The following is a 23,308-nucleotide window of genomic DNA, read 5'->3' on the forward strand; positions in this document are numbered from 1 at the left end:
GCTAGCGCAGCATCTCATGCGCCTTCGCCGCCCGCCTCGGCAGTCTGGGGAACGGGCGGCTTTTTCGTTCCCGAAATTCTTACGGGTGTAGCTCAACGGCATAGAGCACCGGTCTCCAAAACCGAAGGTTGCAGGTTCGAATCCTGCCGCCCGTGCGTTTCCCTGAATGCGTTCAGCGGAATTGTTCTCTCTCAACTCAACAGTGGATGGCATGTATTTCACGACGATGGGGGTTCGGCCAATCGGCAGGCCGCCGAGCTTTGGCCTCGGAGACGCGGGTTCGAATCCTGCACCCCCAGCACCATGCCAGCGCAGCACGACAGGTGGTGCAGCCGTCTCGTAAACGGCAGGTAGGGCGTTCGAGTCGCCCCGCTGGCTCGCGGAACATCGAAGGGCTCGTAGCTCCAACTGGTAGAGCAGCGCTTTTGCACAGCGAAGGTTTGTCGGTTCGAATCCGACCGGGTCCACGCACGTCGACGTAGCTCAGTAGGTAGAGCAACCGCCTGTCACGCGGTAGGCCGCGAGTTCAAGTCTCGTCGTCGACGCTTCTCTCGCCGTAGCTCAGTGGTCCAGAGCGTCGCCCTGATAAGGCGAAGGCCGGTGGTTCGACCCCACCCGGCGAGACTTCGGAGGAGCCAGCCGACAGCCGGCGCCGGCCACCGTCTCGAAAACGGTTGGGGCATCAGCCCGTGGCGGTTCGACCCCGTCCTCCTCCGCATCTCCCCTGGTAGCTCAACCGGATCGAGCAGCGCCCTTCTAAGGCGACGGGTGCGGGTTCGAGTCCCGCCCAGGGGTCGGTTCGCGCCGTTAGCTCAGTGGGTAGAGCTGCCGCCTTTTAAGCGGAGGGTCCGGGGTTCGAGCCCCCGACGGCGTACGGCATGTGGCACCACCCTTGGCGCGGTGGACGAACAGGTAGAGTCACCCGGCTTTCACCCGGGAGGTTGCGGGTTCGAGTCCCGTCCGCGCTGCGTTTCACGATCCGACGTCGCCCAATCGGCAGGGCAACGGCCTGTTAAGCCGTCCGGTGATGGTTCGAGTCCATCCGTCGGAGCAGCTGTACGTCGCGCCGCACCTTGAGGCGCATGCCCGTGTAGCTCAGCGGCAAGAGCTCCGGTCCTACACACCGGCAATCCCGGGTTCGAGTCCCGGCACGGGCACGATCCCGCTCACGCGGGACCTTCCGGTCTTCTCGGGGGAGACCGGCCTTGGTGGCTGAAGCTCAGTTGGCAGAGCGCCGGACTGTGGATCCGGAGGCGGCACGGTTCGAGTCCGGCCAGTCACCCTCATGCGGGCGCGCCGACGTTGGAGAGTCGGGCCTGGCTGTAAACCAGGTGCATCGCTCAGGGGGTTCGAATCCCTCCGCCCGCACTCATGCCTCTGGGCCTCGTGGCGTTCCCGGCGGAGCGGCCCGCCTGCAAAGCGGGTAACAGAATCCGGTTCGACTCCGGGCGAGGCCTCGGCACATGTCATCCACTGTGAGTTGCACCCGGGGCCGGTCACGCCGGTTCGCGTACGCCGCCCTCGTCGCCGTCGTCGGGCATCGGCTCGACGGGGGCCTCGGGGAGTTCGCCGGGGCCGTCGGGCAGCAGTTCGCCCGGGTCGTCGGGGACCGGCTCGCGCGGGTCGATCGGCGGATACTGTTCGGGGTCGAGATCCGGTTGTGCCATGATCCGATTATCCAGGATCGGCCGCTTCTCCGCCCGGTTCGGACATCACGCCCGGGCGTGTCAGGCCACCGCGAGCCGGTCGACCAGCAGCGCCACCCGCGTGCCGGTGTCCTCCGGTGGCAGCCGTCCGGCTCGGGTCAGAGTGGCCAGGCCGTGCAGGGCAGCCCAGAAGACCTCGGTGAACAGTCCCGGGTGGACGCCGTCCCCGGCGACCTGATCGAGAGTCTCGAGCAGGGCGGCGAACCCGTCCTTGAGCGGCTGCGGGGTGTCCTCGTGCGCGAAGGCCAGGCCGCCGTCGAGCTCGAACATGGCGTCGTAGACGGCCGGGTTGCGGGCGGCGAAGTCGAGGTAGGTGCGGGCGAGGGCGGTGACCCGGGCGTGTGGCCCGTCCTCGGCGGCGGTCGCGGCCCGTAGTGCGGCCGCCATCTCGGCGGCGCCGTCGAGGGCGACCGCGCCGATGATCTCGCGTTTGCCGCGGAAGTGGCTGTAGAGCACGGGCTGGCTGTACTCGATGCGTTCAGCGAGCCGGCGGGTCGTGACCGCGTCCCAGCCCTGTTGCTCGGCCAGCTCACGGGCGGTCGCCACGATGAGGCGCTCGCGCTCCGCTCGTTCGCGTTGCTTGCGTTCCTGTACCGACATGCCGAAATCCTAGCACTGCTAGACAAGCGAGCGGTGCCAGAGCTAGCGTTGGCTCAATTCCTAGCGACGCTAGATTCTTGGAGGAGTCATCGTGCTCGACATGCTTCAGGTCCTCACCATCGTGGTCGTCGGCGTGATGGTGGGGGTGGAGTTCGCTGTCGCCTTCGTCGTCAACCCGATCCTCGCCGCGCTGCCCGGCGACAGTGGCCAGCTCGGCCGCGCCCACGGAGGCCGGATGCTCGGCGCCGTGATGCCGTTCTGGTACATCGGCTCGCTCGTCCTGGTCGCGATCTGGGCCGTTGCCGGGTGGCAGCGGTCCGGCAACGGGCTGACCGTCACGGCCGGCGTGCTGCTGATCGTCAGCGTGATCATGTCGGTGTTGCTGCTCGTGCCGATCAACAACCGGAGCAAGACGTGGACCCCGGACAACCGGCCCGCCGACTGGAAGCAGCAGGGAAACCGCTGGGACCGGCTGCACTACGTCCGCGTCGCGATCATCATCGCCGCGTTGGCGCTGCTGGCCGGGGCGCTATGACGGTTCGGGGGGCCCGGCGGATCCCTTCGGCCCCGGCATCGGAGCGGTGTGGAGAACCAAGGGGTCAGGTACGGGAACGGGCGCGAGTGAGCGCCAGTGCGCCGAGCACGACGGCGATCAGCCCGAACGCGATGCCCGCGTACCCGCCGACCACGCCGTTGCCGGTGCCCGGGCCGCCGTCCGCGGTGGCCAGGACCCAGACGCCGGCGGCCACGCCGAGAATTCCCGCGCTCAGGGCGATCAGCGGGCCGCGTGGCCTGCCGCCGGTGGGCCGCAGCAGCGCCACGGCGCCGGTGACGGCGCCGGCCAGGGCGACGACGGCCGCCGTGGTGGCCACCGCGCGGTCGGCGGTCATGGTCGAGGTGGTGACGGCGGACTCGGCGAGGTGGTGGAGGTCGAGCATGGTGGCTCCCTTGTGACGGCCGGGATCGGACGCCACCCATCCTGGCCGTGCGTGGTACCGCGGGCATCGTGCTGGCGTGGACACTTCCCGCTGCCACAGATGCAGACGCCGGCTACCACGGACGTGGTAGCCGGCGTTCGCGGGAGCGTGAACCGTCAGGCGGCCGGTTCGATCCAGATGTTGCGGTACTGGACCTTGTTGCCGTGGTCCTGCAGGCGGATGGCGCCGGTGGCCGGGCCCTCCGGGATGTTGCCGCCGGTTCCGTTCGGGATCTCGAGGTTGTCGTGGACCTTCTGACCGTTCCAGATCACCGTGATGCGGGCGTTCTCGGTCTTGGCGCCGTCAGCGCCGTAGCGGGCGGCCCGGAACGTGATGTCGTACGTCTGCCACGTCTCCGGTGCGGTCGCGGCGTTCACGTCCGGTGCCTTGACGGTGTAGATGGCGCCCGCCTCGTTGTTGGCCGGCGTGGTGTCACCGAACGAGTCGAGGATCTGCAGCTCGTAGCGTTCCTGCTGGTAGACGCCACTGTTGCCGCGGTTCTGGCCGGTCACGTCCGGCGGCAGCAGCGGGACCTTGAACTCGACGTGCAGCTTGTAGTCGCCGTACGCGTCCTTCGTGCGCAGGTCACCGCAGCAGACCTCGGTGGCACCGCCGGCGACCAGCGGCCACTGCGGGCGGCGGCCGTCGGTGTGCAGCCAGTTGTCCAGGCTCTTGCCGTCGAAGAGCGTGATGCGCTTGCCGGGCTCGCGGACGCTGATCATGTCGAGGTTGACGTGGCCGGTGTCGAGGGCGTCGACGCGGTACGTGATGGTGTTGGCGCCCTTGCGCAGGCTGAGCGTCTCGGTGACGGTGGCCCACTCCTTCCAGGTCACCGTGGACGGCAACGCCACCTGCTTGATCTTGCGGCCGTTGACGTGGACGCTGACCGTCTTGGTGCCGCTGAACGGGTTGGGGCCGTTGGAGTAGCGCAGCCCGACCGCGTACTCGCCGGTCTTGTCGACGTCGACGTGCATCGTGGTGGAGGCGTTGAGGTTGCCGAACCCGGCGGTGAACCCGATGCCGGAGAAGCCGGCGTGGTCGGTCGCGATCGACGCGCCGCCCTCCCGGTTGCCCTCCTCGGCCTCGTAGAACACCTGCTGCGCCTTCTTTCCGGGCAGCTCGTTCATCGTGTACCAGGCCTCGGTGCTCCACAGCGTCTCACCGTCGCGGGAGGCGAACGGGCGCGGAGAGCGCAGGTGCACGACCCGGTCGCGGCGCAGACCGGGAACGGTCAGCGTGACGGTCTTGCGGTCGGAGGAGACCTTCGCGGCGGTCACCGTCAGGTTCTCGCTGTCGACCTCGGGGCCGCCGTACTGCGCGGTCGGGACATAACGCCACTGCTCGAGCTGGTACGCCGTGGGCAGCTTCGCCACGGTCGCGTCGGCCAGCGGCTCGGTGTACTCGATCTTGAACCCGTCGCTGGTGGCCTTCATGGTCTTCATGTCGAAGACGCTGGTGCCGTTGGGGGTGAGTTTCTGCAGGCCGAACCGCAGTTTGCCGTTCTGGCCCCAGTTGCCGTCCGCACCGAGCCCGCCGACGTAGATCGCGCCGTCCGGGCCGATCGACACGCGGTTGACACCGGCCTCGAGGCCCTGCGTGTGCCGGAACACGGCGCCCTGCTCGACGCCGTTGACGGTCTCGAGGGCCGCCCGCTGCAGGCCACCGTAGGTGACGTCACCGATCAGGAACTGGTCGCGGTACGTGCCGGAGTTCAGCAGCACGGGCGTGCTGGGGGAGTTGCCGATCTGGTTCTGCGGCAGCCACAGCACCGGCTTGGTCACGCGCTGCGCGTCGTACGCACCGTCGGGGTTGGTGTAGTGGTTGTAGAAGGCGTCTTCCTCGATCTTGATCAGTTTCGAGGAGGGCAGCCAGCCGCCCTGGTTGTCGGTGACGTAGATGGAGTTGTCCGGCCCCCACCCGATGCCGTTCGGGGTACGCAGGCCCCCCGCGATCTGGGTGACCTTGCCGGACTTGCGGTTGACCACGATGTGCGTTCCACGCCCGCCGACGGGCTGCGGGTCGGTGGTCGCGCCGCCCAGGTTGATCGACACCGACAGGTTGAGATAGAAGTTGCCGTCGCGGTAGAGCAGTCCGAACGCGAACTCGTGGAAGTTGCCGCCGAACGGCCAGACCGCCACCGTGCGGCGGGTGTCGAGGACCTGGTCGCCGTTGGTGTCGCGAAGTTCGGTGAGCTCGTGCTTCTGCGACACGTAGACCATGCCGTCGACCACGGCGACGCCCATCGGCTCCTTGAGGCCGGAGGCGATCTCCTTGTACTTCACGCTGCCCGGGCCGGTCTTCCCGACCACGTTCTCGACCAGGTAGACCTTGCCGTCGACCTTGTCGGTGCCGCCCCAGGTGGTGATGACCATCTTCTTGTCGGGCCGCCACGCGATGCCGCTGACCTGTGGCTCGAAGCCCGGCGGGCGCAGGTCGGTGAGGGTGTACCCGGGGTTGACCGCGGTCAGTGGCAGCCCGTCGCCGGGGGTGTCGGTGCCGGCAACGCACTCCTTGCGACCCGGCGCGGTCACCCGGACCACGCCCGCGTCGGTGCTCAGCGCGCTGGTCGGCACGGTCACGAAGTCGCCGGAGCCCGGTGTCTTCCAGGCCAGCCGCAGCTCCTGGCCGCCCTCGCGGTCGAAGTGCTCGGCACGCAGCGGGTGAACGCCCGCGGCGAGGTCGATCGTGCCTTCCTTGGGGTCGGCGCCGTGCAGCCCGTCGTGGTCGATGACCAGCTTGTCGCCGATGAACAGCTTGGAGCCGTCGTCGCTGATCAGCCGGAACGTGTAGGAGCCGGCCACCGTCGTGGTGAGGTTGGCGAGCGCGTGCGTGACGTAGTTGGACTGCAGGCCGAACTGCTCGTCGGTCGACCAGTCGATCGTGGGCATGAGTTTGTCCACGTTGGGCGTCTGCCCGGGTTTGAGTTCGCAGACCCGGTTGAGTGGCACTCCGATGTCGTACGTCCGGAGGGTCACCCCCGGTTCCTGCGGCGGCGGATCGGCGGCGAACGCCGGTGGTGGCGCCGCGGTGACGGCGAGGGTGGTTATCAGCGAAGCGACCACGGACAGACTTCTCATCAGCGCTCCCGATTACGGGGGTGATTCCAGGTTGTGAACATCCTGAAGTAGTTTGATCGAGACGTCCAGATCTTTCGACGTCCACAGTCGAAACTTCTTTGCTGAACAACCAAAAGTCCCATCGGCTCCCGGGATCGTGCCGCGGTGTCCGCCGTGGATCTCGTCGCCGGCCGGGCGGTGCGTAATCTTCGGTCGTCCAAGATCGAGGAATCACGGAGAATCAGATGCGCAACCCGTTCAAGGCGGCCGTTCCGGCGCTGGCTCTGCTGACCGCCCTGACCGCGTGCGGTGAGCCTACGCCGGGTGGCACCACGTCGGCGCCGGGCACGTCCACCCCGGCGGCGACCTCCACCACCGGCACGACCAAGCCCGCCACCGGCACCACCAAGCCCGCCACCGGCACCACCAAGCCCGCGGCTGGGACCGCCAAGGCCGCCTGCGCCGTGGGCGACCTCGAGGTCACCATCGCCGCGCAGGGCACCGGCGAGAAGGACGAGAAGGGCATGGTGGTCGTCACCAACACCGGCGCGAAGAACTGCACGGTCAAGGGCTGGATGACGATCGCTCTGCACAACGCCGCCGACGAGGCGGTCGACGTGCCCACCGAGAAGGTGAACGAGCCCGGTCCCGCCGACACCGTCGAGATCAAGGCGGGTGGGTCGGCCTTCGCCGGCATCAAGTGGACCCAGTGCGGCAAGGCCGACGCGAGTTGTGCCGTCGGCAACACCATCCGCTGGTCGCTGGACGGCTCCGGCAAGGGTGCGGTCGCCGAGCTGGAGGGCTTCCCGGCGGCGGAGAAGAGCGGCATCACCATGAAGGCGTTGAAGGTCGGTACCTTCCAGCCCAGCAATCAGGGCGTCACCGCCTGGTGACGCCCTGATCGTGCAGTGCTTGGTGCAGGTCAGCCGAGCGGCTCGATCCGGATGTTGCGATACCGCACGTTCGCGCCCGCGTCGCCGTGGTCCTGCAGACGGATCGGGCCCGGCGTGGCGCTCTCCGCCGCGCCGCCTCCGGTGGGTCCGTCGATCGCCACGTTGTTGTGGACGGTGGTGCCGTTCCAGACGACCGTCACGCGAGCGTTCTCGGTCTTGGCGCCCGCGCTGTTGAAACGGGCCGCCCGGAACGTGATGTCGTACGTCTGCCAGGTTTCCGGCGCCCGCGCGACGTTGCTGTCGGGCGCCTTCTTCAGGTAGATGCTCCCGGCCTCGTCGTTGGCGAGCGTCGTGTCGCCGTACGAGTCGAGGACCTGGAGCTCGTAGCGGTCCTGCAGATAGATGCCGCTGTTACCGCGCTGCTGACCGGTCACGTTCGACGGCAGGTTCGGCTGCAGGTACTCGACGTGCAGCTTGAAGTCGGTGAAGGTCTGCCTCGTCTTGATGTCACCGCCGAGGACCTCCATCGACCCGCCGGACAGCGGCCAGCTCGCGGCACTGCCGTCGGTCTTCTGCCAGGACTGCAGGTCGTCGCCGTCGAACAGCACGACCACGCCGGACCCGCCGCCCAGCACCCAGTGCTGGCTGGCGGCGCCCACGTACTCCCAGATGTGGATCTGGGTGCCGTCGGCGGTGCTGCCGTTGAGGACGTCCAGCACCTTGCCGGACTGCGGGTTCAGGATCGATCCGTTGGACTGCGGCTGCCAGATCTGGGCCGCCGAGTTGTTGCACGTCCACAGCTGGACCTTGGTGCCGTTGGCCGTGCCGCCGTTGTCGATGTCCAGGCACTTGCCGAGAGCGCGGAACGAGGTGCCGACCCGGCTCCACTTCTGAGCGTTGCTGTTGTTGCACGTGTACAGCTGGATCTTGGCGCCGTCGGCGGTGCTGCTGTTGCTGATGTCGAGGCACTTGCCGCTGCTGCCGGTGATCGGCCCGGCGCCGCCGCTGATCGTGATGGCGTCCAGGTTGACGTTGCCGTCGTCGCCCGCGTCGTAGCGGTACGCGATGGTGTTCGCGCCGGCGTTGAGCGGGATGCTCTCGGTCTTCGTGGTCCAGTTCGCCCAGGCGCCCGTGTCGGCGAGACTGGTCTGTCCCACCTTGGCCCCGTTGGCGTACACGCTGATCTTCTTGGTCCCGGTGAACGGGTTGGGGCCGTTGGCGTAGCGCAGTGCCACGTCGTAGGTGCCGGCCGCGGCGACGTTGACGGTGAACGTGGTGGTCGCGCCCTGTGTGCCGTAACCGGCCACGAAGCCGCTGCCGGTGTATCCGGCGTGCTCGGTGGCCACGCCGGCGCCACCGGCGAGGCCGGCGTCCTCCGCCTGGTAGGTGTTACCGGTCGGCGGCGGGCCGCTGGTCAGCGAGTTCAGGGTGTACCACGCCTCGGTGCTCCAGAGCGTCTCGCCGGTGTCGGCGGAGAAGGGGCGCGGTGATCGGACGTACACCACATGCCCTGCCTTGAGGCCGTCGATGGCGAGCGTGACCTTCTTGCGGTCGGTGGACAGGGTCGCCGAGGTGACGTTCAGCGCCTGCTCGTCGATCTTGGGACCGCCGTAGGACGCGGTGGGCTGGTAGCGCCATTGCTTCACCCGGTAGCGGGCGGCCAGGGCGTTGGCCGTCTCGGTGGACAGCGGCTTGGTGTACTCGAGCTCGAACCCGCCGTTCTTGGCGCGCATGGCCAGGATGTCGAATGTGGTCGTGCCCTTCGGGGTGAGCTTCTGCAGGCCGTAGCTGAGCTTGCCGGTCTGCCCCCAGTTGCCGCCGGCACCGAGGCCACCGGCGTAGATCGCGCCGTCGGGTCCGATGCTGAGCTCCGACACGCCCGCCTCGAGACCCTGGGTGAGCCGGAAAAGCGCGCCCTGGTACTCGCCGTTGACCTTCTCCAGGTAGGCGCGCTGGACACCGCCGTAGGTGACGTCGCCGATCAGCATCTGCCCGGCGAACACGCCTTCCTTGACCAGCACCGGCGTGCTGGGGGAGTTGGCGATCTCGTTCTGCGGCATCCACAGCACCGGCGCCGTGACGGGCTTGGAGTCGAACGGCCCGGCCGGGGTCATGTAGTGGTTGAAGAACCGGTCCTGCTTGATGTGCAGCAGTTTCGACGACGGCAGCCAGCCACCCTGGTTGTCGGTGACGAACAGGCCGTCCTCCGGGCCCCAGCCGATGCCGTGCGGGGTGCGCAGACCGCCGGCGACGTACGAGACCGCGCCCGTGTCCTTGTTGACCTTGATGGTCGTGCCCCGGTTGGCGGCGGGCTGCGGGTTGGTCGTGTTGCCGCCGTAGTTGATCGACACCGACAGGTTGAGGTAGAAGTTCGGCGCCTGGTAGAGCAGGCCGAACGCGAACTCGTGGAAGTTCCCGCCGTACGGCCAGGTCGCGACGGTCTGGTACTGGTCGGTCACCCCGTCACCGGTGGTGTCGACGAGCCGGGTGAGCTTCGTCTTCTCCGACACGTAGATCACGCCGTCGACGATCTTGAGGCCCATCGGCTCCTTGAGGCCGCCCGCGACCTTCTTGGTCGTCACGTTGCCGGGGCTCGTGCTGCCGGTCGCGTTGCCGAGGATGTAGACCTCGCCCGCCGACGAGGTGCCCGAGTCGTCCGACCCGCCCCAGGTCAGGACCGCGAGACGGCCGTCGGGGAACCAGTCCATGCCGGTGACCTTGGGCTGGAAGCTGCCGGGACGCAGGCTGGTCAGGGTGTAGTCGGGATGCACCGAGGTCAGCGGCAGGCCGTCGCCGGGGCTGTCACCGGCGCTCTCGCACTCCTTGCGGCCGGGAGCCGTCACCCGGACGACGCCGGAATCGGTGCTCAGCGCGGAGTTCGGGACGACCGTGAAGGCGGAGGCGCCCGGGGCGCGCCACTCCAGGGTGAGCTGCTGCCCGCCGCCACGCTCGAAGTAGTCGATGCGCAGCGGGTGAATGCCGGCGGCCAGGGTGATCGCACCCTCCTTGGCCGTCGCTCCGTGCAGGCCGTCGTGGTTGATCACCAGGGTGTCGGCGACACTGAGGCGGGAGCCGTCGTCGCTGGTCAGCCGGAACGTGTAGGCGCCGGCTGCCGGGACGGTGACGTTGCCGAGCACCTGCGCGACGAAGTTGTCCTCGATGCCGAAGTCGCCGCCGGTCCAGTTGACCGTCGGCATCAGCTTGTCGATGTTCGGGGTCTGTGCGGGTTTCAGGGTGCAGAGCTTGTCCAAAGGGGTCTGGACGTCGAATATCCGCAGCGTGACACCCGGTTCCTGCGGTGGTGGCGCCGCCTGGGCGGGTAGGGAGACGACAAGTCCTGCGGTGGTCAGTGCGAGGCCGAGGGCCAGCAGCCGCTTGAGCATCCGTTCTCCTGAGGGGGAGGTGATGTGGCGGACGTCACCGTAGGACTCCTTTCGTGCAACAGTCCAGATCTTCGGAGAGCGCTTTCAGAACTTTCATCGGTACGTGCGAAAGTTGTGCCTCCACGTTGGAATTGCAAGGATTGTTGCTTGACAAAGTTCATCGATGTGTCATGAAGGTGGACGCAGCCCGAAAACTCGCTGTGTCGCCCACCGCACGAACCGGGTGCCGGCCCCCGCCCGGCGCAACGGCGGGAACGCGTCGGTGTCCATCGCCGGCACGAACACCTCCCCGGACCGGCTGGCGTGGACGTAGATCGGGGACGCCATCCACGCGAGCATCCGCCGCGGGCCGAACCGGCCCGGAAGGCGCAGGTCGGCGACGATCGGGCCGGCATCTCCGTGCACCGTCACGGGCCGCAGGTCACGGCCGAACCAGTGCCGGGCCCGGCGCAGCAGCCGGACGCCGTCCGGATCGGGTACGCCCATGTCGGCCAGCACCTGCCAGTCGACGCTGACCGGGTCGGGCCCGGCGTACAACCGATGCAGTGTCACCGGCCGGTCGCAGCCCATCACACCGAACAGGCCGGTCGCCACCGGGCCCCAGGCGTCGACGACCGCGAAGTCCGGCGGGCACGCGTCCAGCAGCATCATGATGGCGCTCTCGTGGTCGAGCTCCCGGTCGGCATAGACGGTCTGCTCCGTGCGCATGCCGGTGCCGACCAGCGAGTTCAGCGACAGATGGCCGCCCTGCCGCGGGTCGGTCCGCAGCTTCGGCACGACGATGCGCACCTCCGCGTCCAGCCAGGTGGCGCTCGCCGTCGACTGGGAGATGCCCCGGTCGAAGGTCAGCGGCCGCTGATCGGTGTGCACGTCGACGATCCGGTACTCCTCCGCACCGGACTCTTCATGGGTGCCGAACCCGAAATACTCGGCGACCTCGTGCACCGAGCGATTCGCATACACCCGCTCGTACACCGACGGCGCTTCCAGCACGGCGACGTCGGTCGCCCCGTACCGCCGCACATACCGGGCGATCGACCGGATCAACTCCGGAGAGACGACGTTCGACCGGTCGGCGCGTGAATACCCCAGGATGAAGGCGGTACGGATGGCGACGCGGCCGGGCCTGGCCCGGACCATCGCGCCGAGCCCCGCGTCGTCGAGCAGCCGGAACAGGGTCGCCTCCAGGTCGTCCGGCACCCCGGCGGACTCCGCCACCCAGACCGGACCGGCCGCGGCGGGCCGGGACCGCCTCGCGGATCCGTCCCGGTGCTCGCCCGGCAGGAACCAGGGACTCACCGCGCCCAGATCGGCGACGACGCCCGCCACGGTCGTGCCCGGCGTCAGGCGGTCCGTGGCGCCGAACGAGCGGGCCAGCACCGCGAACATCTCCCGGTGCCGCTGCTCGTCGCCGCGGATCCGTTCGAACTGCCGCTGCTCGGCAGGGTCGGCCGCCAGCTCGATGAGCCGCTCGTAACACAGCTCCGCGCTGCGCTCGAGAGCCTCGTTGAGCGCGCAGTACCGGGCGAAACTCCGGTACGACAGCTCGGCGGCCAGGTTCCGTGACACCTGCCCGCTCAGGCGACCGGCCAGCAGCACGGCCGTGGCGATGGGCCAGCCCAGCCACGAGCGGGTGAACCGCCGGTGGTGCCGCGTCGCCGACACCCAGCCACCGACCGCGCCGGCGAACTGACGGGCGTAGATGCGCACCCGGCGGCGGCGGGCCGCCAGCAGCCGGCCGCGAATGTAGACGGTGTGCAGCTCCTCGTCCTTCCACGCCCACACCAGGGCGTGCCGGGCCAGCGCCCGGACCTCGTCGGGGACCGGCAGAACCGCCACCCGCTCGGCGATGAACGCCTCGTCGTACGCCTTCGAGACGATCTGTTCGCGTTCCAGGGCCAGCATCATCAGCCGCAGCCGTTCCAGAGCGGGATCGCCGCCCGGGGGAGTCCGCCACGCCGCGAGCATCAGCTCCGTCTCGGCGATGATTCCGGTCGCGGCGTCCTTCTCGATCATCAGCCGATTATCTTCACGCCCATCCAGTCCTGCCCGACCGGCGGTGGCAGCCGGTCGTGGCAGCATCTAACGTCCCACGGACCGGTGGCCCCGAGATCAGGGAGGTGTGCATGGCGTCACCCCGTCTCACGGTCACCCGGGAGCAGCACCGCGCGATCTTCGGCACCGGCGATCTGCTGCGGCGGCACGGCCTGGACGAATACGCCGATCGGGTACGCGACGGGCTGCGCGAGGCCGCCGCCGGTCAGAGCGCCGTCGTGGTCGTCGGCGAGGTCAAGCGCGGCAAGAGTTCGCTGGTCAACGCCCTGACCGGAAGCGACGTCTCCCCGGTCGGCGTGGCCGAGGTGACCGCGGCGTTCCTGCGCGTGGTGCCGCCGGCCGCCGACCTGCCGGACGGCGCCTGGGCCCTCACGGACCGGGGAACGAGAAGCCGTACGTCCCGTGAGCAGGCGTGGGCCGTTCTGTGTGCCGCCACCGACGAGCCGTCGGCACACGTCGAAGTGGCGGCAACCGGCCGCTGGCTGCCCGGCGTGACCCTGGTCGACACGCCCGGCTTCGGTGGCCTCGAGTCGGCGCACACCCGGCTGGCCCGGTGGATGGCGGCCCGGGCGGGCGGCCTGCTGATGGTCATCGACGCGGGCCAGGTGCTGACCGCGCCGGAGCTGCGGTTCCTCACCGAGGCGGCCGAAGGTGTGGAGACGGTCGTCCTCGCCGTCACCAAGGCCGACCGCTACCCCGACGGCGGGCGGCAGGTCATGGCGGAGAACCGGGCCCTGCTGCGACGGCACGCCCCGCGGTTCGCCGAAGCGCCGATGCTGGCCGTCTCCTCGACGCTCGCCCGCGAGGCCGCCACCAGTGACGACGCCGAGATCCGCACGCTGCTGGAACACGAGTCGAACATCGCCGCGCTGGCCGGCGCGCTCCACCAGCGGATCGCCGACGGCCGCGCCGCGGGCCTGGCCAACGTGCTGCGCACCGCCGCCACCGGCCTGGACCGCCTGGCCGTCCACCTCGACGGGCAGCGCCGTGCCCTGACCGGCACGGACGGCGACGGCGATCCCGTCCGCGCCGAACGCGAGGCGCTCGCCGGGCTGCGTACCCGTGACCGGCGGTGGCGGCTGGATCTGGAACGCGACCTCGGCCGGTTGCGCCAGTCCACGGCCGGAGAGATCGGCCGCCTGCTCGACGAGGCACGTGACCGGTGGCGGCTGCGGATCAGCCGGGAGTGGCAGGGCACCACCGAGTCCGGCGCGACCCAGCTGCTCGCCGAACTCGACAGCGAACTACGCCTGATCGCGGCCCATGCCGGCGGGCGGCTGCGCGACGACCTCGTGACGCTGGCGGCGGACCTGTTCGGCAGCGCCGACGCGGCCGTCGAGGTCCTGCGCCCGGCGACCACCGAACTGGACGCCCTCGAACCGGCCTCGCGGGCGCGCCGCCGGCCCGACATGGCCGGCGGCGGGTTGGATCCCGCCCTGGCGGGCTCGGCGCTGATGGGCGCGGGCCTCGCCGACCGGATGGGCCTGGCCGGTTCCATGATGGGACCGTTCGGGCTGGTGTTCGGCGGCGCCTGGTTCCTGATCAACCTCGGCGCGCGCCGGCTGCGACTCGGCCGCCAGCGGCTGGACGCCGCGCTCACCGAAGCGGTCGCCACGCTGCGCGCCGACCTGATCGGGGCGGTCGACGCCGCGATCCGCGAGTGCCGTCCGGAGCTCGTGATCGGTGTCCAGGAACACCTGACGGCCGAGGCCGAACGCTTGGAGGCGGTCATCGCGGCCGCCGGGCGCACCACGCGGACGGCGGCCGATCAACGCGCCGAGCGGGCCGCCGCCGTCGACCGTGAACTGGCCGCCGTCACCGCGCAGCGCGACCTCGTCGAGAGGCAGATCACGATTCTGACGAAGCCGGGAACATCCACGGCCACCGGCGCATCAGACCCGCAACGACCCACCACCTGACCTCGGGAGACGCCATGACGGACCACGACGACTGGACGGACGCGCTGCAGCCGTTCCTGCCCGAGGCGCCCCTCGACCTGCCCGGCGTCGACAACCTGCTGCCGGACATCGGGTTCGACCTGCCGGAACCCGAAGGCATGCTGCCGTTCTTCGACACGCCCGCCCCGGTCGGCGGGGTGGCGCTGGTGAACGGCGGACAGCTCGTCGGCGACCCGGTCGGCGACGCCGAGCACTGGTTCAACCAGGCGGCCAACGGCTACTGCGTGCCGTCGAGCATCGCCCAGATCGTGTCGGAGTACACCGGTGTCCACCACGCCGACGAGTCGGCGTTCGTGGCCCGCGCCAACGCGCTGAACCTGTTCACGGTCGGCCCCGACGGCGTTCCCAGCATGGGCGTCGACGGGGCACACGCACTCCTGGAGGACGCGGGTGTGCCGGCCTCCATCGAGGTGGGCATCGGCGTCGACACGCTGGTCGGCTACCTGGCCGAGGGCCGGCGGGTGATGCTGGCGGTCGACAGCGACGAGATCTGGTACGGCACCGAGGACCAGGCCGCGGCCGACCACGCGGTCGTGCTCACCGGCATCGACACCGCCAGGGGCGTGGCCATTCTGTCCGATCCGGGTACGCCCGGCGGCAACATGATGGAGGTGCCGCTGGACGTGCTGACCGACGCCTGGGCGGACGGCGGCAACACGGCGCTGGTGTGCGACCAGCCGCCCGGCGCGCCGGACTTCCCGGCTGCGCTGGACGAGCCGCTCATCGACATCGTGCCGGCGATGATGCCCGCCCACGCCCTGCCGTCCGCCGTGCCGGGCGCCGGACAGGTCGAGACCGTCGTGTCGTGGCTGGTGGAACGGCCGTACGTGGTCCTGCCCGTGCTGCTGGCCGGTGGCGCCGTCCTGGCGCGCCGCCTGTGACCGATCCGCACGGGCCGGTGCTCGGCGAGCCGCCCGCACCTCCGCCGGAGGTGTGGGCGGCGGTGCTCGCCCGTGCCCTGGACCCCGACGCGGCCCCGATCGCCGCCGCGGGACTGGTGCCCGGCCCGGCGGAGTACGAGAGCCCCGACGGTCTGACCGGCGACGACACGGACGAGTGGGCCCACCCGGACGGCGGGTTGACCGGGGACGTCAGCGACGACCACGATGACGCGCACGATCCACCGTCCGCCGATCCCTGGTCATCGGGGCCCGAACCGGAGATGTACTGAATGCCCGGCTGGACCCTGTCGATCGACTTCGGCACCTCCAACACCGCCGCCGCCTGCCGCCGGGGCGACGGCGACCCGGCGGCGATCCGGCTGTCGGACCAGGCCGAGCAGATGCCGTCCGCGGTCCTCGTCACGCCCGATGACATCTGGGTGGGATCAAAGGCGATCCGGTCGGTACGGCAGCATCCGGACGGCTTCGAGCGATCCCCGAAGCGGCTGATCGGGCAGGACACCGTGTTCCTCGGCGGGCGCGACGTGCCGGTCGTGACCCTGGTCGCCGCGGTGCTGCGGGCAGTGGCGGCCCGCGCGTTCCGGGTCGGCGGCGACGAGCGGCCCGACTCGGTGCTGCTGACGCATCCGGAGGAGTGGGCGCAGCCACGCCGTACCGCTCTGCGGGCCGCCGCCCTCGCAGCGGGGTTCGCCGACGACGTGATCCGGCTGGTGCCGGAGCCGGTCGCGGCCGTCGCCCACTACGCACACACGGCACCGCTGCCGGACGGCCGGGCCGTCGCGGTGTTCGACTTCGGCGGCGGGACCTGCGACGTGGCGTTGCTGCGCGCCGAGGGCGGCGCCTTGCGGGTGCTCGCGTCGGCCGGCGCCGACCAGCTCGGCGGCGACGTGTTCGACCACCTGCTGCTGACGGCGGTGCTGCGGCGGCTCGCCGAACGCGACCGCGGTGACCTGGCCGAGGTCCTGAGCGATCCGGTCAACGTCCGCGCGGTGCAGGCTCTGCGCCATGAGGTACGGGAGGCCAAGCACGAGCTGAGCGAGCACGAGCACGCCGGCATCCCGGTGGTGGCCGGTGACGACGAGGAGATCGTGACGATCACCGCCGCCGAGTTCGACGAGCTGATCGGGCCGTACGTGCGGCGGGCCGCCGACCTGATGACGCAGACGCTGACGCGGGCGGGCGTGGGTGCCGCGGACCTGCACACGCTGTATCTCACCGGTGGATCGTCGTACCTGCGCGCCGTACAGCGGGAATTGATCGCCCTGTTGGGGCGGCCGTTCGCCACCCTCGGTGACCCCAAGCTGGTCGTGGCGCTGGGTGCGCACCGTGCCGTGCCGGCCGCCCCGCCGGCTCCGGCTGCCGGGAAGGCCGTTCGGAAGCAGACCGCCGTCCCGGAACCTGCCACGCCGAAACCTGCCACGCCGAAACCTGCCGTCGTCCCGGTGCAGCCCGCACCGGACGTGACCGACGACCTCACCGCGGCCGCGCAACGTCTGCTGACGGCCAACCCGGAACTGGCCGCCGCGCTGGCGACCAGCAGGGACGGGCCAGCGATCATCGACGACGTGCCGACGCTGGTGGCTCTGATGTGCGTTCCTGATCTGCTGGAACGGGCCATCGCCGAGCCGGAGCTGCTGCGCCGGCTGCGCCGTGCGAACGCGGTTCTCGACATCCCGAAGAAGCCGGAGACGGGTACGCCGTTGCCGATCCGGGTGTTCCTCGGTGACTCCACGGCCTGGACCGGGGCGTTCCGCGGCGCTGCCGCCCGGCGCGCCTGGGACGACGAACACGCCCCGGGAGGGGGATGGGCCCATCGGATGCTGCGCACCTGGTGCACGGCAACGCCGGAGGAGCGGCAGCAGATCTTCGGCACTCCGGACTGGAAGCGATGGGCGGCGACCGAGTCGTACCACCCGGACGGCTACCACAGCGGCGACCTCGACGAACCCGACAAGATCTGTCTGGCGCCGGACAGCGTCGAGCCGACGGCGGCCGCCCCGGCGGCCCGGACCCGCCCGCGCCCGCAGCATCCCAGTGCTCAACAGAAGCCCTACCTGCGCTACCTCGCCGCGATCTACGCCGGCGGCCCGCCCGGAGTGGGCCTGGACGCCGTGGCCGCCGCTGTTCCGCCCGACCCGTCCCAGCAGGTGATGGAGCAGCTGGGAGACCTGGCGTTCGTCTGGCGCCAGCCGGTCGAGGTGATGGGGGAGGGCATGCTCGGGTTCAAGAGCGAGCTGCTGTTCTACCCGGCACAGGCCGACCGGCCGCCCGCCGTGGTGCTGCCGTTGCCGGGGCACATGGCCGCAGCCACGACCACGGGCCCGGCGTGGAGCGGGTTCCCCGTCATCCTCACCGCGGACGTGGTGGTCAGCGTGTCGATCCGGGTCTCGTGGGCCAACGCCCAGCGCCGGATCGTGGTCAGCACCAGTTTCCGGCCGGGCGCCACCTGCCCGCCGCCGGCCGCCGAGCTGCACCTGCGCGGTCCCAGTCCGACCGACGTGGCCAGCCGGATCCGCAACCACCTGGGGCGGCGTTGACACACCCGGTCCCGGCCCGAATCGGCCGCCTGTGCGAGCAGATCGCGCCGCTGCTCGACGACACCGGCCGCGAGGCTGCCGCCGGGATCCGGCAGGGACTGTCCGAGCCCCTGCGGCTCGCGGTCGTCGGCCGGGTCAAAGCAGGCAAGTCCACGCTGGTCAACGCCCTGGTCGGCCGCCGGATCGCGCCCACCTCGGCCGGCGAGTGCACCCGGGTCGTCACCTGGTACCGGTACGGCGCTCCGGAACGTGCCGAACTCCAGATGCGTGACGGCACCCATCGCGACCTCGCGCTGGTGGACGGACGGCTGCCGGAGCATCTGCTGCCGCCGCCGGCCGGCATCGCCCGGATCGTGGTGCACCTGCAGGCGGGCGCGCTGCGCGAACACATCGTCATCGACACTCCCGGCCTGGCCACGCTGACCGCCGGCAACGAGGCCGCGACCCGTGAGGCGGTGCTCGGCGCCGCGGACGCGGAGACGGGGCAGGCGGATGCGGTGCTGTTCGTGTTCCGCGAGGCCGAACGTCACGACGAGGTCGCCTTCCTGCAGCAGTTCCGCGCCGCGACCGGTGAGCTGGGCGCCGGCGCCGTCAACGCGATCGGCGTGCTGTCACAGGCCGACCTGTTCGACGGCGCCGGGGTGGATGACCCGTTCGACGCCGCGGACGCCCAGGCCGCACGGCTGGCCGCCGCCCGTGCCACCGATGTGTCGGCCGTCGTCGCCGTGTCGGGACTGCTCGCCGAGACCGCCCGCACCGGCCGCATCCGCGAGCAGGACGCCCGTACCCTCGCCGCCGCTGCGGACGTGCCCGAACAGCGGTTGCGCCTGCGCCACCGCCTGCCGCTGCCGGACGGGGTCGACGCCGGCGCCCTCGAGCGGTTGTATCCGCTGCTGGGCAACTACGGCGTGCACCGGGGACGTGAAGAGGCCCGTGCCGGAGCACACCGGCTGGTGGGCTGGATGGAGTCGGTGTCCGGGATCGGCCGGGTCGAACATCTGCTGCGCCGCGGCCTGCTCAACCGCGCTCACGCGCTGAAGGCCGTCCGGGCGCTGACGGTGCTGACCCGTGCGGCACAGCGTGCCGGCGCCGACGCGGCCCTCGCGCTGATCGAGGAGGCACGGCTGGATCCGGAGCTCCATCCCGTACGCGAGCTCCGTGCCCTCAGATCTCTGGTCGCCGAGGCGCCCGCGTCGCCGTTGCGGATCGCGCTGGAACGGGTCAGCGCCGACACGACCGACGCCGCCCGGCTCGGATTGCCCGGCGACGCGACACCGGGGCAGATCGCCGCCGCGGCACGCGAGGCAGGCGCGGCCGCGCAGTCGCGGGCCGCGTTCGCCCTGATGCCCGCCGAAGTGGAGGCCGGACGGGTGCTCGCCCGCTCGTACCAGCTGATCGCCCGGCGAGCCGCTTCGTGAGCACGTACCGGGAACTCGTCGAGCGGGCCCGCGCCGGTGACAGCACCGCGTTCGCCACGCTGGCCGGCGAGTGCCGTACCCGGGTGTGGGCCATCTGCCTGAGGCTGACCGGTAACCACGCCGACGCCGAAGACGCCATGCAGGACGCGCTGATGGCCGCCTGGCAGCACATCGGCAGCTTCCGGCAGGAGGCCCGGTTCAGCACGTGGCTGTACCGGATCGCCGCCAACGCTGCCCTCGGCATCGTGCGGCGCCGCCGGGACACGCCGCTCGACCCGGAGGCCCACGACTACCTGATGGTCGTCGACGATCATGCCGGCGAGCACGCCGAGCGCGACCGGGTGCAGGCGGCGCTGGAGCAGGTGCCGGAGCCGTTCCGCAGCGCCCTGGTGCTGCGTGAGTACGGCGATCTCAGCTACGAGGAGATCGCCGCGCACCAGGGCGTGGGCGTGCAGACGGTCAAGAGCCGCCTGTACCGGGCGCGCGCCGCGATGGCCGCACTGCTGCGCCCGGAATCCGGCTGATCACGGTCAGTCCGCGTCGACCCTCAACGCCGGCAGCAGCTCGTCGAGCGTGACGCCCAGCGCCGCGTCCTCGTGAGGAGGTGGTCGTCCCCGCCGTTGCCAATGACCAGCCGGTGCCCGCGACCGTGTCATAGCGGTCCGGCGGGCCACCCGGCCAGCACGGCCACGCCATCCGCTTGACCAGCGCCGGCGCCCGCCACGAACGCTCGTAGCGGGCCGCCGTGGCCGGCACCGAACCGGTCGTATGCAGCGGGCTGACCGCCCAGCCGGCACCGAGGCTGCCGCTGAGCAGGCCGGGCCATGGAACGACGGTGGCCGCGGCCAGGTGACGCGCGGGGTCGTGGATGATCACGCGCGGCTCGGGTCGTACGGCGCGGCGTCCCGGTCGTCGGCGAACGTGTCCCCGTCACTGTCCGGTGTGCCGCCGGTGATCTGGCCGGTCTGGTCCGCGATCTCGATGATCAGACCGGTGGGCCCGTTGAACGTCGCCGCGCCGCCGACCACCGTGGTCAGACCTTCGGCCGCGTCGTCGACGCCGTTCTCGTTCGCGTCGATCACCATTCTGTCGTACACACCGTCGCCGGTGTCGTCGACCGTGACGCCGTCGATCAGGCCGTTCTGGTCGGTGTCGACGCCGGCGGTCTCGAAGACGCCGTCCCCGTCACGGTCGCTGAGAGCCACGTCCAGGATGCCGTTGCCGTCCTGGTCGAGGCCCACGCCGTCGATCATGCCGTCCAGATCGGCGTCGGTCGACAGCATGTCCGCCACGCCGTCGGCGTTGCGGTCGGCGGCCACGGTCTCGAAGTAGCCGTCGCCGTTGCCGTCCAGGTACTCGTTCATGTCTCCCCCTGCCTCGTCGTTGGTGGTGAGAGGCGGGGAGGCGCCGCGATGTTCCCGACGCCACCGATCAATTTCGGACGGCTCGGCCGATCAGGAGAACCGCGACAGCGACGGCGACCGCAGCACCCAGACCAGCCGCGAACGATCCGGCGGTCAGCACTGCCCCGAACGCGCCGACGGCGAACAGCGACCCGAACGAGCCGACCGACAGGACCGACCCGAACGAGGCGACCGACCCGACCGACAGCACGGAGCCGAACGAGCCGACGGACAGGATGGACCCGACCGACCCGATCGACAGGACGGAGTCCGTCGAGCAGACACTGAGGATCGAGCCATTCGATTTGTACGAGAGGAAGTTGCTGCCGCGGCGTGTGCTCATCTCGGTCATGCCACTATCGTCGTCGCGCCGCGAGGCCGTTTCATCCAACGGTGGACGAGTCCTCCCGCCAACCGATCGGTTGATGCGGTCCTACACCGCCCCGGCGATTGGCATGCCGGTGTCGGTTTGCTGGCCGCCCTTCTTCTGTTCGCCTCCGCCACGACCTGCGCGGCATCGGTGACGTCAATCCGCTGGCGGCGGCCGGTCTGGTGGGCTGGCTGCTGTGGCTCGCATGGATTCTGGCCTTCAGTGTCGTCCTGCTTCGTTGCGCCACTGGCCGCGACACCTGACGGCGAGGTCCTGTTTCAAACCTAAAGGCTTTAGGTTTTGCGCTACAGGTTGTAGGCTGGGTGCATGCCACGCGCCAACCTGACCTCGGCGGCCGTCATCACGGCGGCCGCGGACCTGGCCGACCGGAGCGGATTCGACGAGCTCGCCCTGTCCGCTCTGGCCCGCCATCTCGGTGTGCAGACCGCGAGCCTCTACTCCCACGTGCGCGACCGGTCCGCGCTGCTCGAGGGCGTCCACCAGCTCGCCCTCGCCGAACTCGCCGACGCGATCGCCGTGGCCATCGGCGGCCGCTCCGGGCGGGACGCGCTCACCGCCTTCGCCGGGACGCACCGTGACTATGCCCGGCGATGTCCCGGCCGCTGGACCGCTCTGCAGCGCCCCGCCACGGCGGCGACCGTCGCTTCGGAACCGGCCGGCCGTGTGGCCGCGCTGACCCTGGCGATGCTCCGCGGCTACGAGCTGCCCGAGGCTGAGCTCGTGCACGCCACCCGGCTGCTCGGCGCCACAGTCAACGGCTTCCTGGCGCTGGAGGCGAACGGCGCCTTCGCCCACCGCGAACCCGCCACCGAGGTGTCCTGGCAGCGCGCCCTGGAGGCACTCGACACCGTCTTCCGATCCTGGCCGACCGAAGGGAAATCCTGATGTACGTCCTGCGCGAACTGATCCGCGGCGCCGCCGAGACCGAGGTCACCGCACGTGGCCTGCGGCCACACCGGTTACCCGCGTGGGTCCGCGACCAGTTCCCCGACGGGCAGCTGCTGTCGATGGAGGGCCAGCCGTCCGGCGTCCGCCTGGTGTTCCGGACCACGGCGAGCCGATTCGACCTGGTGACCCACCCGACGCGGATCGCGTACCCGGGCGTCGACCGCCCGCGCGGCCGCATCGACGTCTACGTCGACGGCGAGCTGACCGTCCGCGACGAACTCGGCGGCGGCGACCGCGTCGAGGTGGACCTGGCGAGCGGCGGCACGAGCTTCCACGCCGGCGAACCGCACACCACCACGGTGTCCGGCCTGTCCGATGGTGATCATCGGATCGAGATCTGGCTGCCGCACAACGAGAGCCTCGAACTGGTCGACCTGCGGGCCGACGCCCCGATCGAGGCGGACGACACCGAGCGGCCGCTGTGGGTGCATCACGGCAGCTCGATCAGCCACGGTTCCAACGCCCTGGCGCCCAGCGAGATCTGGCCGGCCGTGGCGGCCCGCCGCGCCGGTGTCGACCTGCGCAACCTCGGCCTCGGCGGCAGCGCGCAGGTCGACCCGTTCCTGGCCCGCGTGATCCGTGACGCTCCGGCCGACTACATCAGCGTCAAGCTCGGCATCAACGTCGTGAACCTCGACGGGATGCGGGTACGCACCTTCGTGCCCGCCGTCCACGGCTTCCTCGACACGATCCGTGACGGCCATCCGGACGTACCGCTGATCCTGATCTCGCCGTTGTTCTGCGGCATCCATGAGGACACGCCCGGCCCCGGCGCGATCGACCCCGCCTCGATCGGCACCGGTCAGGTGCGTTTCGTCGCCACCGGGACGCCGGGTGACGAGGCGCTGGGCCGCTTGACGCTGCGGGTGATCAGGCGGGAGCTGCGCTCGCTGGCCGACCGGCGGGCGAGTGACAAGAACCTTCACTTCCTGGAGGGCACTTCGCTGTACGGGCCGGACGACGCCGAAGAGCTGCCGCTTCCGGACGCCCTGCACCCGGGCCCGGAAGCGCACCAGCGGATCGGCACCCGCTTCGCCGACTACGCCTTCACCGGCGGCGGCCCGTTCACCCGATGACCCCG

18 protein-coding genes and 15 tRNA genes are annotated in these 23,308 nt (G+C 70.5%); 25 read left to right on the plus strand and 8 right to left on the minus strand.

Features of this window, described 5'->3' with window-relative positions:
• Positions 1-81: 81 nt before the first annotated feature.
• The 15 genes from CLV67_RS11185 to CLV67_RS51805 all read left to right on the plus strand — a co-directional run bounded on the left by CLV67_RS11185 (position 82) and on the right by CLV67_RS51805 (position 1,457).
• Positions 82-155, plus strand: a tRNA-Trp gene (locus CLV67_RS11185).
• Positions 156-227: 72 nt separating this feature from the next.
• A tRNA-Gln gene (locus CLV67_RS11190) sits at positions 228-299 on the plus strand.
• A 6-nt stretch (positions 300-305) separates the two neighbouring features.
• Positions 306-378: transfer RNA gene (locus CLV67_RS51795), tRNA-Thr, on the plus strand.
• A gap of 14 nt (positions 379-392) precedes the next feature.
• Positions 393-467: transfer RNA gene (locus tag CLV67_RS11195), tRNA-Ala, on the plus strand.
• Positions 468-472: 5 nt separating this feature from the next.
• Positions 473-545: transfer RNA gene (locus CLV67_RS11200), tRNA-Asp, on the plus strand.
• 5 nt (positions 546-550) lie between these two features.
• Positions 551-624, plus strand: a tRNA-Ile gene (locus CLV67_RS11205).
• A 4-nt stretch (positions 625-628) separates the two neighbouring features.
• A tRNA-Ser gene (locus CLV67_RS51800) sits at positions 629-716 on the plus strand.
• Positions 717-721: 5 nt separating this feature from the next.
• Positions 722-795, plus strand: a tRNA-Arg gene (locus CLV67_RS11210).
• Between the two features lie 6 nt (positions 796-801).
• Positions 802-874: transfer RNA gene (locus tag CLV67_RS11215), tRNA-Lys, on the plus strand.
• Positions 875-894: 20 nt separating this feature from the next.
• Positions 895-968 (plus strand) — tRNA-Glu (locus tag CLV67_RS11220).
• A 10-nt stretch (positions 969-978) separates the two neighbouring features.
• A tRNA-Asn gene (locus CLV67_RS11225) sits at positions 979-1,051 on the plus strand.
• Positions 1,052-1,084: 33 nt separating this feature from the next.
• A tRNA-Val gene (locus tag CLV67_RS11230) sits at positions 1,085-1,157 on the plus strand.
• 51 nt (positions 1,158-1,208) lie between these two features.
• A tRNA-His gene (locus CLV67_RS11235) sits at positions 1,209-1,282 on the plus strand.
• 5 nt (positions 1,283-1,287) lie between these two features.
• A tRNA-Tyr gene (locus tag CLV67_RS11240) sits at positions 1,288-1,368 on the plus strand.
• Between the two features lie 12 nt (positions 1,369-1,380).
• Positions 1,381-1,457 (plus strand) — tRNA-Cys (locus tag CLV67_RS51805).
• Positions 1,458-1,496: 39 nt separating this feature from the next.
• Here CLV67_RS51805 and CLV67_RS51810 read toward each other — a convergent pair.
• Both CLV67_RS51810 and CLV67_RS11245 read right to left on the minus strand, forming a co-directional pair.
• A complete protein-coding gene (locus tag CLV67_RS51810; protein ID WP_170153806.1) occupies positions 1,497-1,667 on the minus strand; it encodes a hypothetical protein in 171 nt (56 codons plus the stop codon).
• A gap of 60 nt (positions 1,668-1,727) precedes the next feature.
• Entirely contained in the window at positions 1,728-2,306 is a 579-nt protein-coding gene (locus CLV67_RS11245) for a TetR/AcrR family transcriptional regulator (protein ID WP_106317226.1), read from the minus strand.
• A 100-nt stretch (positions 2,307-2,406) separates the two neighbouring features.
• Between CLV67_RS11245 and CLV67_RS11250 the strand changes: the two genes are divergently transcribed.
• On the plus strand, positions 2,407-2,841 hold the full coding sequence (locus tag CLV67_RS11250; RefSeq protein ID WP_239166982.1) for an anthrone oxygenase family protein: 435 nt from the start codon (positions 2,407-2,409) through the stop codon (positions 2,839-2,841).
• A gap of 64 nt (positions 2,842-2,905) precedes the next feature.
• Here CLV67_RS11250 and CLV67_RS11255 read toward each other — a convergent pair whose 3' ends face one another.
• Both CLV67_RS11255 and CLV67_RS11260 read right to left on the minus strand, forming a co-directional pair.
• On the minus strand, positions 2,906-3,244 hold the full coding sequence (locus tag CLV67_RS11255; RefSeq protein ID WP_106317230.1) for a DUF6223 family protein: 339 nt from the start codon (positions 3,242-3,244) through the stop codon (positions 2,906-2,908).
• A 155-nt stretch (positions 3,245-3,399) separates the two neighbouring features.
• A complete protein-coding gene (locus CLV67_RS11260) occupies positions 3,400-6,360 on the minus strand; it encodes a 3-keto-alpha-glucoside-1,2-lyase-like domain-containing protein (protein ID WP_106317232.1) in 2,961 nt (986 codons plus the stop codon).
• 224 nt (positions 6,361-6,584) lie between these two features.
• Here CLV67_RS11260 and CLV67_RS11265 point away from each other — a divergent pair, with 224 nt between their 5' ends.
• Complete coding sequence (locus CLV67_RS11265) at positions 6,585-7,232, plus strand: DUF4232 domain-containing protein (RefSeq protein WP_106317234.1); 648 nt, start codon at positions 6,585-6,587, stop codon at positions 7,230-7,232.
• 29 nt (positions 7,233-7,261) lie between these two features.
• Here the strand turns inward: CLV67_RS11265 and CLV67_RS11270 are convergent, their stop codons facing one another.
• Both CLV67_RS11270 and CLV67_RS11275 read right to left on the minus strand, forming a co-directional pair.
• Entirely contained in the window at positions 7,262-10,615 is a 3,354-nt protein-coding gene (locus CLV67_RS11270) for a 3-keto-alpha-glucoside-1,2-lyase-like domain-containing protein (protein WP_106317236.1), read from the minus strand.
• A gap of 168 nt (positions 10,616-10,783) precedes the next feature.
• On the minus strand, positions 10,784-12,631 hold the full coding sequence (locus CLV67_RS11275) for a DUF362 domain-containing protein (protein ID WP_106317238.1): 1,848 nt from the start codon (positions 12,629-12,631) through the stop codon (positions 10,784-10,786).
• 110 nt (positions 12,632-12,741) lie between these two features.
• On the opposite strand from CLV67_RS11275, the gene CLV67_RS11280 reads away from it, so the two are divergent.
• Genes CLV67_RS11280 through CLV67_RS11310 form a run of 6 tightly spaced genes read left to right on the plus strand, consistent with a single transcriptional unit; the run spans position 12,742 to position 20,009 of the window.
• Positions 12,742-14,589, plus strand: a complete 1,848-nt coding sequence (locus tag CLV67_RS11280; RefSeq protein WP_106317240.1) for a dynamin family protein — start codon at positions 12,742-12,744, stop codon at positions 14,587-14,589.
• Positions 14,590-14,603: 14 nt separating this feature from the next.
• Positions 14,604-15,509: a C39 family peptidase gene (locus CLV67_RS11285; protein ID WP_106317242.1), complete on the plus strand. Its 906-nt coding sequence runs from the start codon at positions 14,604-14,606 to the stop codon at positions 15,507-15,509.
• The gene (locus CLV67_RS11290; RefSeq protein WP_106317244.1) at positions 15,506-15,799 is read left to right on the plus strand and encodes a hypothetical protein; all 294 of its coding nucleotides are present in this window, start codon (positions 15,506-15,508) and stop codon (positions 15,797-15,799) included. Before CLV67_RS11285 ends, CLV67_RS11290 begins: the two co-directional genes overlap by 4 nt.
• Positions 15,800-18,067 (plus strand): Hsp70 family protein, encoded by a 2,268-nt coding sequence (locus CLV67_RS11295; RefSeq protein ID WP_106317246.1) that lies wholly within the window; start codon positions 15,800-15,802, stop codon positions 18,065-18,067.
• Positions 18,064-19,485 carry a dynamin family protein gene (locus CLV67_RS51815; RefSeq protein ID WP_170153807.1) on the plus strand — a complete coding sequence of 474 codons (1,422 nt, stop codon included), beginning with the start codon at positions 18,064-18,066 and terminating at the stop codon, positions 19,483-19,485. Before CLV67_RS11295 ends, CLV67_RS51815 begins: the two co-directional genes overlap by 4 nt.
• On the plus strand, positions 19,482-20,009 hold the full coding sequence (locus tag CLV67_RS11310) for an RNA polymerase sigma factor (RefSeq protein WP_106317250.1): 528 nt from the start codon (positions 19,482-19,484) through the stop codon (positions 20,007-20,009). Before CLV67_RS51815 ends, CLV67_RS11310 begins: the two co-directional genes overlap by 4 nt.
• A 348-nt stretch (positions 20,010-20,357) precedes the next feature.
• On the opposite strand, the gene CLV67_RS11315 is transcribed toward CLV67_RS11310, so the two are convergent.
• Positions 20,358-20,849, minus strand: coding sequence for a hypothetical protein (locus CLV67_RS11315; RefSeq protein ID WP_106317252.1), 492 nt, complete (start codon positions 20,847-20,849; stop codon positions 20,358-20,360).
• Positions 20,850-20,916: 67 nt separating this feature from the next.
• Positions 20,917-21,240, minus strand: coding sequence for a hypothetical protein (locus CLV67_RS11320; RefSeq protein WP_203737900.1), 324 nt, complete (start codon positions 21,238-21,240; stop codon positions 20,917-20,919).
• Between the two features lie 345 nt (positions 21,241-21,585).
• Between CLV67_RS11320 and CLV67_RS11325 the strand changes: the two genes are divergently transcribed.
• Together CLV67_RS11325 and CLV67_RS11330 are read left to right on the plus strand one after the other, a co-directional pair.
• Entirely contained in the window at positions 21,586-22,164 is a 579-nt protein-coding gene (locus CLV67_RS11325) for a TetR/AcrR family transcriptional regulator (protein ID WP_106317254.1), read from the plus strand.
• Positions 22,164-23,303 carry a GDSL-type esterase/lipase family protein gene (locus CLV67_RS11330; protein ID WP_106317256.1) on the plus strand — a complete coding sequence of 380 codons (1,140 nt, stop codon included), beginning with the start codon at positions 22,164-22,166 and terminating at the stop codon, positions 23,301-23,303. The genes CLV67_RS11325 and CLV67_RS11330 overlap by 1 nt, the downstream gene beginning before the upstream one ends.
• Positions 23,304-23,308: the final 5 nt, after the last annotated feature.

Origin of the sequence: Actinoplanes italicus (genome assembly GCF_003001815.1) — a bacterium.
In the GTDB taxonomy this organism is placed as follows: domain Bacteria; phylum Actinomycetota; class Actinomycetes; order Mycobacteriales; family Micromonosporaceae; genus Actinoplanes; species Actinoplanes italicus.

Bases quoted from the DNA above. Each gene is read 5' to 3' on its own strand.
- CLV67_RS11250 (WP_239166982.1), top strand. From the start codon at position 2,407: ATGCTTCAGGTCCTCACCATCGTGGTCGTCGGCGTGATGGTGGGGGTG.
- CLV67_RS11260 (WP_106317232.1), bottom strand. From the start codon at position 6,360: ATGAGAAGTCTGTCCGTGGTCGCTTCGCTGATAACCACCCTCGCCGTC.
- CLV67_RS11330 (WP_106317256.1), top strand. From the start codon at position 22,164: ATGTACGTCCTGCGCGAACTGATCCGCGGCGCCGCCGAGACCGAGGTC.
- CLV67_RS11285 (WP_106317242.1), top strand. From the start codon at position 14,604: ATGACGGACCACGACGACTGGACGGACGCGCTGCAGCCGTTCCTGCCC.
- CLV67_RS11325 (WP_106317254.1), top strand. From the start codon at position 21,586: ATGCCACGCGCCAACCTGACCTCGGCGGCCGTCATCACGGCGGCCGCG.
- CLV67_RS11295 (WP_106317246.1), top strand. From the start codon at position 15,800: ATGCCCGGCTGGACCCTGTCGATCGACTTCGGCACCTCCAACACCGCC.
- CLV67_RS11280 (WP_106317240.1), top strand. From the start codon at position 12,742: ATGGCGTCACCCCGTCTCACGGTCACCCGGGAGCAGCACCGCGCGATC.
- CLV67_RS11320 (WP_203737900.1), bottom strand. From the start codon at position 21,240: ATGACCGAGATGAGCACACGCCGCGGCAGCAACTTCCTCTCGTACAAA.
- CLV67_RS11270 (WP_106317236.1), bottom strand. From the start codon at position 10,615: ATGCTCAAGCGGCTGCTGGCCCTCGGCCTCGCACTGACCACCGCAGGA.
- CLV67_RS51810 (WP_170153806.1), bottom strand. From the start codon at position 1,667: ATGGCACAACCGGATCTCGACCCCGAACAGTATCCGCCGATCGACCCG.
- CLV67_RS11315 (WP_106317252.1), bottom strand. From the start codon at position 20,849: ATGAACGAGTACCTGGACGGCAACGGCGACGGCTACTTCGAGACCGTG.
- CLV67_RS11255 (WP_106317230.1), bottom strand. From the start codon at position 3,244: ATGCTCGACCTCCACCACCTCGCCGAGTCCGCCGTCACCACCTCGACC.
- CLV67_RS11275 (WP_106317238.1), bottom strand. From the start codon at position 12,631: ATGATCGAGAAGGACGCCGCGACCGGAATCATCGCCGAGACGGAGCTG.
- CLV67_RS11245 (WP_106317226.1), bottom strand. From the start codon at position 2,306: ATGTCGGTACAGGAACGCAAGCAACGCGAACGAGCGGAGCGCGAGCGC.
- CLV67_RS11265 (WP_106317234.1), top strand. From the start codon at position 6,585: ATGCGCAACCCGTTCAAGGCGGCCGTTCCGGCGCTGGCTCTGCTGACC.